A 13,201-nucleotide genomic window follows, 5' to 3' on the forward strand; every position below is an offset into this window, starting at 1 on the left:
ATGCTCATCCCTTGGTGGAACCGGCGAGGACGTCGGAGAAGAAGTAGCGCTGCAGCACCAGGAAGATCACCACGACGGGCAGGGAGGCGATCACCGCGATGGCCGCGATGTGGTGCCAGTTGGAGGTCAGCGTCGACATGAAGTACTGCAGCCCGACCGAGATCGTGAACTTGGCGTGGTCGCGCATGATGACCAGGGGCCAGAGGAACTCGCTCCAGGTGAGGGTGAAGACGAGGATCGCCGAGGTGGCCAGCGGCGCCTTGACCAGCGGCAGCATGACGCGGAAGAGGAGCCTGGCGGGGGAGCAGCCGTCGATGACGGCGGCCTCCTCCAGCTCGTCGGGCAGCCCGCCGAACGCTTCCCGCAGGATGTAGACCGACAGCCACAGGTTGATCGCGGCCGTCGGGATGATGATCCCGAGCAGGTTGTCGGTGAGGCCCATCTCCTTGGTCGCGACGAACAGCGGCAGCATGATCGCCGGGAAGGGGATCACCATCGTGCTGAGCCCGAGCAGGAACAGCAGCCGCCGCCCCCTGAAGCGGAACCGGCCCAGGGCGAAGCCGAGCAGCGCCGCGGCGGAGACGTTGAGCAGCACCGTGCCGGCCGACACGAGGAGGCTGTTCACGAAGTACTGCTGGACGTCGGCCTGGCCCCAGACGTAGGCGTAGTTGTCCAGGGTGGGGTCGGCCGGGATGAACTCGGGCGGCACGGCGAAGACGTCGCCCCGGTCCTTGAACGAGGTGGAGACCAGCCACAGCATCGGACCGACCGCCACCACCGACGCGATGCCCAGGATGGCGACGACGACCGTACGGGAGATCGGGCCGAACGCGCCGCGAGGTGCCGCTCTCATCGTGCCCCCTTCGCCAGGCGCAGCCCGAGCAGGACGAGGCCGAGGACGATGACGAGGAGCACCACCGCCATCGCGCTGCCGTACCCGAACTTGAAGAACGAGAAGGCCGACTCCCAGATGTAGTACGCGGTGTTCTTGCTGGCGTTCACCGGACCGCCTCCGGTCAGGACGTAGATCTCGTCGAAGGTGCGCATGGCCGCGACGAAGGCGATGACGGAGCTCAGCACGATCGAGCCGCGCAGCTGCGGCACGACGATGTTCGCGAACGTCCGTACGTGCCCGGCCCCGTCGATGGCGGCCGCCTCGAAGTGCTCGTCCGGCAGCGTGGACAGCCCGGCCAGGTAGATCAGCAGGTAGATGCCGAACGCCCGCCACACGATCACCCCGGCCACCGACCAGATCGCCCAGCCGGGATCGGAGAGCCAGGAGACCGGCTCGTCGACGATCCCCAGCGTGAGGAGGACGTGGTTGACCAGGCCGCCCTCGTCGAGCATCCACTTCCACGCCACCGAGGAGACGATGATCGGCACGACCACCGGCAGGTAGAGCACGGTGCGGAAGAACCGGCGGAACGGGATGCCGCGGTGGATCCAGTACGCCACCGGCAGCGGCAGGCAGACGAGCAGGACGGTCACCACCACCGTGATGAGCGCGGAGTTCAGCAGCGTCCGGTGGAAGACGGGGTCCGTCGCGAGCGTGGTGTACTGCCGCATCCCCACCCATGAGGCGGGGGTGAGGCCGTTGAAGTCGGTGAAGCTGTAGAGCAGGGTGTTGAGGGCGGGGTAGAGGACGAAACCGCCGATCAGCCCCACGGCGGGGACGGCGAGCAGCCATCCCCACCGCGAGTCCCTGACCGTGCGCCACGTCCGTCCCGGCCGCGCTCGACGGGCGGCGCGGCCACGCCGCGTCTCGAGTGCCGAGTCGTTCACAGGCCCACTCGCTCACTGGCCATTCGCGAGGATCCGATCCCACTCACGCGCCGCGTCCTGGAGCGCGGCCTCGGAGGTCTTGTCGCCGAGCAGCGCCGCCTGGAACTCGGTGCGCAGCGCGGCGAACAGCTCGGCCACGGCCGGATGCTTCGGCCAGTAGAACTTGACCTCCTGCTCGACGATCACCTTCGTCTCGGGAGTCGACTGGAAGTAGGGGTCCTCGGCGATGGACTCCACTCCGGGCAGCACCGGCGCCTGCTTGGCGAGTTCGAGCACGGTCGAGCTGAAGTAGCGGGCGAAGTCGAGCGCCTGCTTGGGGTTCTTGCTCGCCTTGGGGATGGCGAAGTGCTGGAGGAAGCCGTTGGCCGCGCCGCCGGCGCCCTCGGGGTGCACGGCGACCCGGAACTTCTTGAAGGTCTCGGCGTCGGTGTTGTCCTCGAGCCAGCGCAGGATCCACGGCCCGAGGAAGACCATCGCGGTCTTGCCCTGGGCGAGGACCTTGGCGCCGTCCATCACGCCGCCGTTGACCGACGTGCGGTCGATCCAGCCCTCCTTGACCCCGGTGGCGTACTGCTCCAGGTGGGCCACGGCCTCGGGGGTGGCGAAGGCGGCCTTCTTCCCGTCGGGGGACAGCAGGGGGGCGCCCGCCTGGCCGGCCAGGATGTCGGACGGGTTCCCCGCGTCGTCGAAGTCGTCCAGGGTCTGCACGAACCCCGAGGCGCCGGTCTTCTCGTGGATCTTCTTGGCGGCCGCGAAGACCTCGTCCCAGTTCGCCGGCGGCTTGTCGGGGTCGAGCCCGGCCTTGCCGAACAGCTCGGTGTTGTAGATCAGGGCGGAGACGCTGCCGTAGAACGGGATAGCGTACGGCTTGCCGTCGATCACGCCCGCGTCCCAGAGCCCCGGGTTGTACTCGGCGGCGATCGACGCGGTGTCGGGGGTCAGCTCGTCGAGTGAGTACACGGCGCCGGTGGCGGCGAACTTCGGCAGGATGAACGGCGTCATGTTGACGACGTCGGGGGTGGCTCCGCCGCTGATCGCGGCCAGCAGCTTGCTCTGGGTCTGCTCGAAGTCCGGGATGTCGACCCACTTGATCGTGGTGCCCGGGTTGTCCTGCTCGTAGCGGCTGATCGCCCCTTCGATGTACGGCGTGTAGCCCTCTTTGAGGTTGATCGTCCAGAACTCCAGGGAGACCGGACCGGATCCGGAAGCCGACCCCGGGGAGTCGGTCCCGCCGGAGGTTCCGCCGAAGACGCCGCACGCGCTGACCATGCCGGCGACGAGAATGAGGGAGCCTCCCCGGAGGAGGTTGCGACGTTGGATCGGCTCCACGCTCTGCTCCTTTCTCCCCGACGCTGTTCCGGGGAGGGGCAAGGATTTACGGCCATGTTCGGAAATGGTTCGTATTTGGTTCGCCCCAGTGTGCAGGCCGTCCGCGAGGCGCGTCAAGAGCCCGGATGCGGTCGGGTGCCGGACTGCTCGGCCGATCCGTTCAACCGGCGGTTGATGTCCAGGCGATAGAGGTTCTTCGGCCGGCCGCGCTTGGCCGGCTGGGCGAGACCGATCGGCAGGGCCAGGCCGTTCTCACGCAGGACGCGGATGATGCGCCGCCCGCTCGGCACGCTGACCCGCAGCGCCTGCCCGATCTCCTCGGCGCTCGCGCCCGCCCCGGCCAGCCTCCGCTCCAGGTCGGCCAGGCGTGAGAGGGTGGACACGCCGAGACCGGCCTGCCTGGCCAGCTCGCGCAGGCCGCGGTCGTCGGCCCGGTCGTCGGCCTTGTACGTGTAGCGCAGCGGGTCGGCCGCGACGCCGATCGGCCCGATCACCAGTCCGTCCTCGGTCATGAGGTAGCCCGCGTCGCCGCCCTCGGCCATCGCCCGGCGCACCGCCATCTCCGCGTGCCGCACCGAGTCGCGGACCGACTCGCCCACCCCGAATCCGACCGCCATGCGCACGCCGAGCCGGGTACGCGCCTCCTCGAGCAGCGGTACGGCCGTCCACGAGTTCGTGATCTCCTCGAGCAGTCCCTTGTGCGCGAAGACCAGCACGGACTGGTCGCCGCGCGGCTCGACCCAGGCCTCGCCGAACTCGGCGGCGTCGAAGAACATGCGCAGCGTGTTGACCTGTTCGACCCCCGCCTCGTAGAGGCCGGAGTCCTCGAGCAGGCGGTAGACCGCCGCGGCGAAGCGCAGGTTCGAATGCCGGGCCGACACCGCGCGCAGGACCACCTCGTTCATCGCCGAGCGGATCGAGGCCACGGTCGGCACCGCGCGGAACACCGGGACGTCCATGCTCTCCAGCAGTCGCGCGTAGACCCTGCTGCGTCCCGTCACCGCGTAATGGGTCTGGTGGCGCCGCCGCGTCTCGAGGTGGAACCGTACGATCTCCTCGACGTCCTGGCCGGGCGCGTACGGAAGCGCGCGCAGCGCCCTGACGGGCAGGCCGAGCTCGCGGGCGAGCTCCTCGACGACGTGCTCGTCGAAGGTGTCCACGCTCGCCGGGGCGAGCGCCAGCCCCTGCTCGCGGGCGCGGAGCAGGGCCAGCGCCAGGTCGATGGGCCCCTGGCGGGCCGCGGCGACCGGGAGGTCCTCCGGCAGCAGCGCGCGGCACCGGTCCAGCGGCATCGGCCCGGCGAAGAAGACGGCGTCCACGTCTTGGAGCACCGCGCGGACCACCGGTTCGATCTCCCCCTCGTCGTCGTAGCGCACCCACCGCGCCGCCACCCCCTGCAGGAGGGTCAGAGCCGCGTGGAAGACGCTCTCGCTGGCCGCCGGCACGACGATGCCGAGCCGGGTGCGCGGGGCGCGGGGAGGGACGGGCTGCATTCCGGGCATGTAAACAAAATAGTTCGTAACCGCAGCTCGTCGGGGCGCGACCACCGTTCGCAGGGCCGTCGGCTGCCGTCGGCCGGTCGCCGACGCTGGATTTTGTACGTAAATAGCTCGTAATATGCCTCCGACAGGACAGCGCCGGCGCCGCCGCGAACCATCCACCACTGGAGCCAGCATTGCGGTCTCACACCCTGAGTGCCCTCACCAGTTCCGATCTCGCTCGACTGTCACCGCAGGCGACCCTGGTCATCCCGATCGGCGCCACCGAGCAGCACGGCGGCGAACTGCCGGTCGGCACCGACGCGACGGTGAGCGAGCGGCTGGCGCTGCTGGCCGCCGCGGCGGCGCGCGCACCGGTCCTCGTGGCCCCCGTGCTCGCCTACGGCTCCTCCCATCACCACCTCCCGTTCGCCGGGACGCTCTCGTTGCGCGGCCGTACGCTGCTCGCCGTGCTCTGCGACCTGATCGACAGCGCGGCGCGCACGGGGTTCCGCAGGATCGTGGTCTTCAACGGCCACGGCGGAAACGACGACATCATCCGCCAGGCCGCGCGTGACGCCGTGCTCGACCACGACATCACGGTCGGGGCCGCGTCGTACTGGACCCTCGGCGGGGACCGGCTGGTCGAGCTGGCCGCCGAAGCGGGCATCCGGCACGTGCCCGGTCACGCCGGGGCCTTCGAGGCCGCACTGCTCCTCGGCCTGGACGTTCCCGTCGGCGCGTCCTCGCCGGCCTCCTCGCCCGCCGCCGGCGTGCAGCCCCCGGTCATCGCGGGAGGCTTCATCGCCCGGCACGACTGGGTCGCCCGCATGAACGGCGTCACGGATCCCGTCGCGCCGGCGACGCCCGAGGCGGGCAGGTCCCTGGTCGATCACCTCGTGGCCGAGTTCGCCGGTTTCCTCGACCGGTTCGCCGAGATCGCGCCCTGAGCCCGCCCCCCTTCCCCCGTGATCTTGCGAATTCTCGCAGGGAAGCCCCTTGGCCTGCGCAGATCACCTTCGTGATCTTGCAGTTTCTCGCAGGCGTACCGCCTGGCCTGCACCCAGGCGTTTGGTGATCTTGCAGTTGCGCCGCAATGCAAGATCGCGGACGGTGTTTTCGCTGTTCATCGGACATGCCTGCGAGAAACCGCAAGATCAGGAATGCGAAGTGCCTGCTCCTGGCGTCGACTGCGAGTATTCGCAAGATCACGGCCAGGGAGTGTGGGGTGTGTGGTGATCCCGGGCGTACGGCTGCTTCTGAAAGGTTTTCGGAAACGGGTGCCAGGATCTCGTGACCGACGATGTCTTATGCTGGCAGATAGCAGATCAGCCGAGTTAGAAGGATTTCGATCGAGATGGCGGGTAGGCGTTCACGTGCGGTGACCATAAGCGACGTGGCGTCTCTCGCCGGTGTGTCGATCGCGACCGCGTCCAAGGCGCTCAACGGCAAGGACGACGTGCGGGCCGAGACGCGGATGCGGGTGCTCGCCGCGGCAGAGCAGCTGTCCTTCCAGCCGAACGCGCTGGCCAGGGGCCTGCTGTCCGGTCAGACCCGCACGGTGGGGCTGCTGACCAGCGACAGCGTGGGCAGGTTCGGCATTCCGGTGCTGCTGGGGGCCGAGGACGCGTTCGGCGCCGGGGAGATGGCCGTGATGCTCTGCGACGCCAGAGGCGACTCCATTCGCGAGCAGCACCACATCAGGACCCTGCTGTCCAGGCGGGTGGACGGTCTCATCGTGGTGGGGGAGAGCACCGACCCCCGCCCGTCGATCAGCCGTGACCTGCCGATTCCGGTCGTGTACGCGTACGCGCCGTCCGACTGCTCCGACGACGTGTCGTTCGTGCCGGACGACGTGGACGGCGCCGGGCTCGCCACCCGCCACCTGCTCGCGATGGGCCGCCGCAGGATCGCCCACATCACCGGGCCGCTCGACTACAAGGCCGCGCGGGACAGGGCCGAGGGGCTGCGGGCCGCCCTGGCGGACGCCGGCCTCGCGCAGGTGGGCGAGACGCTCTCCGGCGCCTGGTCCCAGCGGTGGGGGCGGCACGCCGCCGAGATGCTGCTCATGGCCGAGCCGGAGATCGACGCCGTGGTCTGCGGCAGCGACCAGATCGCGGCCGGGTTCATCGAGGCGGCCAGGGAGCGGGGGCGCCGGGTGCCGGACGACGTCGCGGTCGTGGGGTACGACAACTGGGAGGTGCTCTCCACCGAGACCCGACCGGCGTTGACCACGGTCGACATGAATCTGGAGACGCTGGGCCGCACCGCCGCCCAGCACCTGTTCGCGGCCATCGACGGCAGGGCCACGCCCGGCGTGCACCGCATGCCCTGCAGACTCGTCATCCGCGACTCGACGGGACCGCGGAGCTCCCAGTGATCGGGGCTTTGGCCGTACCCGCACCTCCGGGACCGGCGGCGCCGGTCCCGGAGGCCTGGGTGGTCAGTAGCCGTAGCGGTTCTTCAGGTGGCGCCACCAGTCGCGCAGCATCCACTTGTCGAACTCGGTGATCTGGGCGGCGCTGCCCGCGTTCATGATGAAGCAGCAGACGCCCGTGGGGGTCCAGTCGTAGAAGTCGTCCAGGCCGAACCCGTGTCCTATCTCGTGCAGCAGGATGTGGATGTTCTCGCTGTCGAGCGCGTTCACGTAGTATTCGCTGCCGATCCGCTGTCCCCAGTCGCCGCCGGCTCCGCCGCTCATCCCGGCGGTGAGCCACAGCGACATGTCGTAATGACGGGCCACGCCGCCCGGGCAGCCGGAGTAGTCACCGTCCTGGTGGAAGAACCGGCCGCACGGCGGTGCGCACTGCGGGGCGTTCTCCCTGATGTCGTTGACGTAGATGTCGACGGAGTCGTCCGTCCACTCCAGTTGGGCGCGGTCGCGTACGGCCCAGCCGACGACCTTCACGTTCACGTCGGGGTACGGCCAGCCGTTCCATCCTTCGAGCTGGTCGACCCACTTGTCGAACTGGCGGGCCAGGTTGGCGTGGATGCGGTCGCGCAGCGCGGCGGACACCCTGGCGCCCGAGTCCCAGCGTACGCAGTAGTTGATGTCGCCCTTCCCCGCCATGATCTGGTCCCAGATGTAGTTCCTGAACCGGTACAGGTCGGGGTAGGTCGACTCGACGTGCTGCCACACCTGGTTCAGCGGGGCGACCAGGTTGCTCGGCGGGTTCCAGGCGTTCCCGCCGGGTGACGGGGTGGGGGTCGGCGTGCGCGTGGGCGTCGGTGTGGGCGTCGGGGTTCCGGGGGAGCCGGTGCAGGCCACGCCGTTGAGGGAGAAGGCGGCCGGCGCCGGGTTGGCGCCGCTCCAGGAGGCGTTGAACCCGAACGAGGTGCTGCCGCCGGAGGGGATCGCCGCGTTGTGGCCGGCGTCGGAGACCGTCACCGAGGAGCCGCTCTGGGCATGCGTTCCGTTCCAGGTCTGGCTGATCCGCTGGCCGGCGTCGAAGGACCACGCCAGCCGCCAGCCGTTCACCGCGTCGCCGAGGTTGTCGATCCTGACGTCGGCCGTGAAGCCGCCGCCCCACTGGGCGGTGACGGCGTAGGCGACGCGGCAGGCGACGGCCGCCTGCGCGCTCGTGGCGTTCGCCAGACCGGTCCCGGTCACGGCCAGGAGCGGCAGCGTGATGATCGCGACCAGCCGGCAGAACCTCCGCCAGGTGGGCTCGGAGGCGGTGGGCGGTGGGGGAGCGGGGGTGCGGGCTCGCCATGGGGGGCGCATTCGTCTCTCCTTCGTGTTGTACGCCTCGGGCCCCCGGCCGAGTGCGAGATCACGTGGCACGCTCGCCCTTCCACCGGGGGCGCGGCATCGCCATCGCTGGACCGGCGTTGCCGCGAAGGGGTGAGCCGCCGCCTGACCTCGGCGCTCGTCGTGTGTCTGTGGAAGGCCTCCTTTCCGCGACCGGCGCATGAAACCTTTTCGAAAGTATCGGCCGCGATGCTGCCGAAGATAGTGGCCTGCTCCTGACGGGGCAAGATACTTCGACGACATGGCGGGAGAAATAGGTGAGAGACCATCCGAAAACCTTTTTATCGGATCGCATCTGGGGGGTGGACGGCGACGTACCGCCGCGGTGAGAGGACCCTCCGGCGTCGTCGCGGTCTGACGGCCGCCGGCTCTGAGTGGATGTCGGCGGAAGGTGAGCGATAACTCACTCCGCCCGATGCCGTTGATTCGTCTTTGCCCAGCTCACCGAGGATCGCCGGAGCGGCATGTTTCGGTTTGGCGACGACCGTTGACCTTCGACGTGTTATCGGTAACACTTCCGTACGCAACCGTGGGGGTGCCGCCGGATCCGCGGGCCGCCTCCGACCCGCGGGCTCGTCGCCTCCGCCGTCTCCGTCACCGCATAGGAGTGGGAACGTGAGCACTGATATCACCGTCAGGCACTCGCCGAGGGCGCCCGCCGGTCGTCCTCGGCGACGTCGGCGGACGGGCCTGCCCCGGAGGGTCCGAGAGATCGTCGATGCCTACATCCTGCTGGCCCCGAGCCTGATCGGGTTCGTCCTCTTCCTGGTCGCACCGATCTTCGGGGTGCTGGCGCTCAGCCTCTTCGACTGGAACCTGATGGGCGATCCGGCGTTCGTCGGCCTCGGCAACTACCGGGAGCTGGCCGCCGATGCCGAGGCCTGGCGATCCGTGTGGAACACCGTCTACTACGTGCTGCTCAACATCCCCGTGCAGACCGTGCTCGCCCTGCTGCTCGCGCTCGCGCTGAACCGCCGGATGCGCGGCGGCAAGGTCCTGCGGGTGCTGTACGTGCTGCCCTGGATGGCGATGCCGGTGGCCCTCGGCATCATCTGGTCCTGGATCTTCGACCCGAAGTACGGTGCGGTCAACCGGCTGCTCGGCGGGATCGGGATCGACGGCCCCCAGTGGCTGTCGGATCCGGCCTGGGCGATGCCCGTACTGGCGTCGGTGAACATCTGGCAGTACACCGGCTACACGATGCTGATCCTGCTGGCCGGGCTCCAGGCGATCCCCCGGCAGATCAACGAGGCGGCCGAGATCGACGGCGCCGGGCCGGTCGAGCGCTTCTTCAGGGTCACGCTGCCGCTGCTGCGGCCGTCGATGTTCTTCGTGCTGGTCACCAACACGATCGGATCGTTCCAGATGTTCGACACCGTCTTCGTGATGACCCAGGGCGGGCCGGGCGGGGCGACCGACACCATGAACTTCCACATCTACCAGCAGGCGTTCCAGCTCTTCCGGACCGGCTACGCCTCGGCGCTCGCGATGGTGCTGTTCGGGCTGATCCTGCTGGTGACCCTCGGACAGTTCCTCTATTTCCGCAAGCGGACCGTCTACGACTTCTCCTGATGCCGAACAACCTGAAGGCCACGATGAAGAGGATCGCGCTGTATCCGGTGCTGCTCGCGGGGGCGGCGATCTCGCTCGCGCCGTACCTGATGACGTTGAACTCGGCGCTGAAGCCGCCGAAGGACGTGCTCACCACCCAGGCATGGGTGCCCGCCGATCCGGTCACCTTCCAGAACTTCGCCGAAGTCTGGTCTGAGTACGACATGTCAGGCTTTCTGCTGCACACCGTGGTGTACGCGGGCCTGGTGACGCTCGGACAGTTCGTCTTCGGCACGATGGCCGCGTACGCCTTCGGCCGGCTGGAGTTCCCGGGCCGGGACGCGCTGTTCTGGGGTTACCTGGCCACGATGATGGTGCCGCAGATCGTCACGCTGGTCCCGCTCTTCCTGATCATGCGGGAGTTCGGGATGATCGACACCTATCTGGGGCTGATCCTGCCGACCGCGTTCGGCACGCCGTACGGAATCTTCCTGGTCCGGCAGTATTTCCGTACCATCCCGCGCGACCTGGAGTCGGCCGCGCAGATCGACGGGGCGAGCACCTGGGCGGTGCTGCTCAAGATCATATTGCCGCTCAGCAGGCCGATCCTGGCCACCCTCGCCACCGTCACCTTCATTCAGACCTGGAACACGCTGCTCTGGCCCCTGATCATCACCAACAGCGACTACACGAGGGTCGTGACCCTCGGGATCTCGGCGCTGAAGGGTCAGTACACCTCGCAGTACCACATCGTGCTGGCCGCCGCCGCGCTCGCGCTGCTGCCGCTGATCGCGGTGTTCCTGCTGTTCCAGCGCCATATCGTCCGGTCGATCGCCCTTACCGGACTCAAGTGAAACCCCCCGAGAGACAGGGCATTTCCACATGGTAAGAATCACGACAATACTCGCGGCGGTCGTCGTCCTCGCCCTCGCCACGGCATGCGGTTCAGGCTCGGACGACTCCGGCTCGGCGTCGGACTCCGGGCCCGGCGGCACGGTCACCCTCCGCTACGCGATGTGGGACGAGGTGCAGAAGCCGCCGATCGAGAAGTCGCTCGCCGAGTTCACCCGGCGCCACCCGAACATCAAGGTGACGATCGAGCTCAACAACTGGAACGACTACTGGAGCAAGCTGCAGACCCAGATCGCCGGCCGAACGGGACCGGACGTGTTCTGGAACCACGTCGCCTACTTCCCCCAGTTCAGTCAGCAGGGCGTGCTCACCGACATCGGGCCGCGCATCGAGGCCGACAAGATCGACATGTCGATCTACGACCCCAAGCTCGTCGAGGGCTGGCAGGTGGGGGAGAAGACGTACGGCCTGCCCAAGGACTGGGACACCATCGCCCTCGTCTACAGCACCGCGGCGCTGAAGGAAGCCGGCCTGACCCCGGCCGACCTCGAGGACCTCACCTGGAACCCGGATGACGGCGGCACCTTCGTCGAGGTGCTGCGGAAGCTGACCGTCGACGAGAACGGCAGGCACCCCGGCGAGGCCGGGTTCGACGAGAAGAAGATCAAGCGGTACGGCATCGCCCTGCAGGCCCCGACCGGTCAGCAGGACTGGTGGAACTTCGCCCTGCAGAACGGCTGCCGGCTCCAGGACCACCCGTGGGGCAGGTGGACCATCGACCAGCCCTCCTGCGTCCAGGCCATTCAGTTCGTCCAGGACCTGCGGCTGAAGTATCACGTCGCGGTCCCGGCCGCGGTCACCAACCCGCCCAACGGCCCCAGTCTCGACCAGGTGGTCGGCCGGGGCGACGCCGCGACCGCCATGGACGGAAGCTGGATGCTGCGGGCGTACAACACCGCGCTGCCGGACGGCGGCTTCGGCGTCGCCGACCTGCCGGCCGGGCCGGTCGGCAAGGGCAGCGTCTACAACGGCCTGTCCGAGGCGATCTACGCGGGGACCGAGCACCCCGAGGAGGCGTGGGAGCTGGTGAAGTGGCTGACCTCCCCGGACTCTCAGAAGATCGTCGCCGAGGCCGGCTCGGTCTGGCCGGGCATTCCGAGCCTGAACGACGTCTTCGTCCAGGCATGGCAGGCCAAGGGCGTCGACGTCACCGGCTTCAAGAAGGCCGCCGAGGGCACGACCATGGGCTATCCCCTCACGCCGTCGTCGGCCACCTACAACGTGAAGGCGCTCGACATCTTCAACCAGGTGTGGCTCGGCCGGATGTCGGCCCAGGACGCCGCCACGAAGATCAACAAAGAGTCCAACGACGCGATCAAGTAAACTCGGCAACATGGGGGTTACCGGTCACATGCAAGGTCAGGGTGATCAGTCGGGCCGGGTCCGGTCCGCGAGCATCTGGGATGTCGCCCGTGTGGCCGGTGTCTCCCAGCAGACCGTCTCACGCGTCATCAACGGCAAGGCCAGGGTGAGCGGGGCGACCCGCGCCAAGGTCCTCGACGCGATCGCCGAGCTGGGCTACCGGCCCAACCGGCTCGCGCAGGCCCTCGCGGGCGGCCCCGTCCGCTCGGTCACCGTGCTGACCTCCGACACCGCCCTGTACGGTGCGGCCGCCACGCTGCGCGGGATGGAGGAGGCGGCCAGAGGAGCGGGCTTCTCGGTCGGGATCAGCGTGCTCGAAAGCGGCTCGAGCATGACCGACGTGGTGAGCCGGCTCAACCGGCCGGGAGAGGCGGTCATGGTGATCGCCTTCGACGAGCCCGGGCTCCGGGCCCTGCATGCCCTGCCCGCCGACGTGGCCGTGACCGCCGCGGTCGAGCACCATCCCGAGTCGGAGGGAGACCGCCGGTGGCAGGTGTGGCTCGACGACCGTGCCGCGGCCGCGCAGGCCACCCGATATCTCCTCGGCCTCGGCCACCGGACCGTCCACTACCTCGCCATCCCCTCCTCCACCAGCACGATCGGCCAGCGCACCCGGGGCTGGCTGGACGCGCTGGAAGGTGCGGGCAGGCCGGCCCCAGAACCGCTGCAGGGCGGCTGGAGCCCGCGCTCCGGTTACCTGGCGACCCGCGGCCTGCTGGAGGACCGGTCGGTGACCGCCGTTCTGTGCGGCAACGACGACCTCGCCCTCGGCGTCATGCGCGCGGCGCGGGAGGCGGGGCGGGACATCCCCGGCGATCTCAGCGTGATCGGCTTCGACGACTCGCCCGCCTCGGCGTACCTCAACCCCTCCCTCACCACCGTCCGCCTGGACTTCGAAGGGCTCGGCAGGGCGTGTTTCGGCCTGCTGCACCGGAAGCTGGAGCCGGAGGCGGACGCGCCGGTCCCCGTGTGGGACGAGCCCGCACTCATCCTGAGAGAGAGCAGCGGTCCGCTGTCGCGAAACGCGTGACCTCTT

Annotated in this window: 11 protein-coding genes; 6 read left to right on the forward strand and 5 right to left on the reverse strand. The window is 69.0% G+C overall.

What is annotated here, in order from left to right; translation table 11 throughout:
- Positions 1-4 precede the first annotated feature (4 nt).
- From AP234_RS13680 to AP234_RS13695, 4 genes are all read right to left on the reverse strand, one after another.
- Entirely contained in the window at positions 5-853 is an 849-nt protein-coding gene (locus AP234_RS13680; RefSeq protein ID WP_055479988.1) for a carbohydrate ABC transporter permease, read from the reverse strand.
- The gene (locus tag AP234_RS13685; RefSeq protein WP_055479989.1) at positions 850-1,782 is read right to left on the reverse strand and encodes a carbohydrate ABC transporter permease; all 933 of its coding nucleotides are present in this window, start codon (positions 1,780-1,782) and stop codon (positions 850-852) included. Before AP234_RS13685 ends, AP234_RS13680 begins: the two co-directional genes overlap by 4 nt.
- Before the next feature lie 12 nt (positions 1,783-1,794).
- Positions 1,795-3,111 carry an ABC transporter substrate-binding protein gene (locus AP234_RS13690; protein ID WP_055479990.1) on the reverse strand — a complete coding sequence of 439 codons (1,317 nt, stop codon included), beginning with the start codon at positions 3,109-3,111 and terminating at the stop codon, positions 1,795-1,797.
- 113 nt (positions 3,112-3,224) lie between these two features.
- Positions 3,225-4,613, reverse strand: a complete 1,389-nt coding sequence (locus AP234_RS13695) for a transcriptional regulator (protein WP_152990399.1) — start codon at positions 4,611-4,613, stop codon at positions 3,225-3,227.
- Positions 4,614-4,786: 173 nt separating this feature from the next.
- Here AP234_RS13695 and AP234_RS13700 point away from each other — a divergent pair, with 173 nt between their 5' ends.
- Together AP234_RS13700 and AP234_RS13705 are read left to right on the forward strand one after the other, a co-directional pair.
- Positions 4,787-5,539 carry a creatininase family protein gene (locus AP234_RS13700; protein WP_055479992.1) on the forward strand — a complete coding sequence of 251 codons (753 nt, stop codon included), beginning with the start codon at positions 4,787-4,789 and terminating at the stop codon, positions 5,537-5,539.
- 446 nt (positions 5,540-5,985) lie between these two features.
- Positions 5,986-6,969, forward strand: coding sequence for a LacI family DNA-binding transcriptional regulator (locus tag AP234_RS13705; protein ID WP_235558158.1), 984 nt, complete (start codon positions 5,986-5,988; stop codon positions 6,967-6,969).
- A 63-nt stretch (positions 6,970-7,032) separates the two neighbouring features.
- Here the strand turns inward: AP234_RS13705 and AP234_RS13710 are convergent, their stop codons facing one another.
- Entirely contained in the window at positions 7,033-8,313 is a 1,281-nt protein-coding gene (locus tag AP234_RS13710; RefSeq protein WP_083502073.1) for a cellulose-binding domain-containing protein, read from the reverse strand.
- A gap of 642 nt (positions 8,314-8,955) precedes the next feature.
- Between AP234_RS13710 and AP234_RS13715 the strand changes: the two genes are divergently transcribed.
- Genes AP234_RS13715 through AP234_RS13730 form a run of 4 tightly spaced genes read left to right on the forward strand, consistent with a single transcriptional unit; the run spans position 8,956 to position 13,195 of the window.
- Entirely contained in the window at positions 8,956-9,912 is a 957-nt protein-coding gene (locus AP234_RS13715) for a carbohydrate ABC transporter permease (RefSeq protein ID WP_200926501.1), read from the forward strand.
- Positions 9,912-10,745, forward strand: coding sequence for a carbohydrate ABC transporter permease (locus tag AP234_RS13720; RefSeq protein WP_055479994.1), 834 nt, complete (start codon positions 9,912-9,914; stop codon positions 10,743-10,745). Before AP234_RS13715 ends, AP234_RS13720 begins: the two co-directional genes overlap by 1 nt.
- A 28-nt stretch (positions 10,746-10,773) precedes the next feature.
- Complete coding sequence (locus tag AP234_RS13725) at positions 10,774-12,126, forward strand: ABC transporter substrate-binding protein (protein ID WP_055479995.1); 1,353 nt, start codon at positions 10,774-10,776, stop codon at positions 12,124-12,126.
- Between the two features lie 10 nt (positions 12,127-12,136).
- Positions 12,137-13,195 (forward strand): LacI family DNA-binding transcriptional regulator, encoded by a 1,059-nt coding sequence (locus AP234_RS13730; protein ID WP_200926502.1) that lies wholly within the window; start codon positions 12,137-12,139, stop codon positions 13,193-13,195.
- Positions 13,196-13,201: the final 6 nt, after the last annotated feature.

Source organism: Sphaerimonospora mesophila, from assembly GCF_001417795.1.
Lineage (GTDB): Bacteria > Actinomycetota > Actinomycetes > Streptosporangiales > Streptosporangiaceae > Sphaerimonospora > Sphaerimonospora mesophila.

Coding starts and splice junctions, on each gene's coding strand:
- AP234_RS13680 (WP_055479988.1), bottom strand. CDS start 853: ATGAGAGCGGCACCTCGCGGCGCGTTCGGCCCGATCTCCCGTACGGTC.
- AP234_RS13695 (WP_152990399.1), bottom strand. CDS start 4,613: ATGCCCGGAATGCAGCCCGTCCCTCCCCGCGCCCCGCGCACCCGGCTC.
- AP234_RS13710 (WP_083502073.1), bottom strand. CDS start 8,313: ATGCGCCCCCCATGGCGAGCCCGCACCCCCGCTCCCCCACCGCCCACC.
- AP234_RS13720 (WP_055479994.1), top strand. CDS start 9,912: ATGCCGAACAACCTGAAGGCCACGATGAAGAGGATCGCGCTGTATCCG.
- AP234_RS13725 (WP_055479995.1), top strand. CDS start 10,774: ATGGTAAGAATCACGACAATACTCGCGGCGGTCGTCGTCCTCGCCCTC.
- AP234_RS13730 (WP_200926502.1), top strand. CDS start 12,137: ATGGGGGTTACCGGTCACATGCAAGGTCAGGGTGATCAGTCGGGCCGG.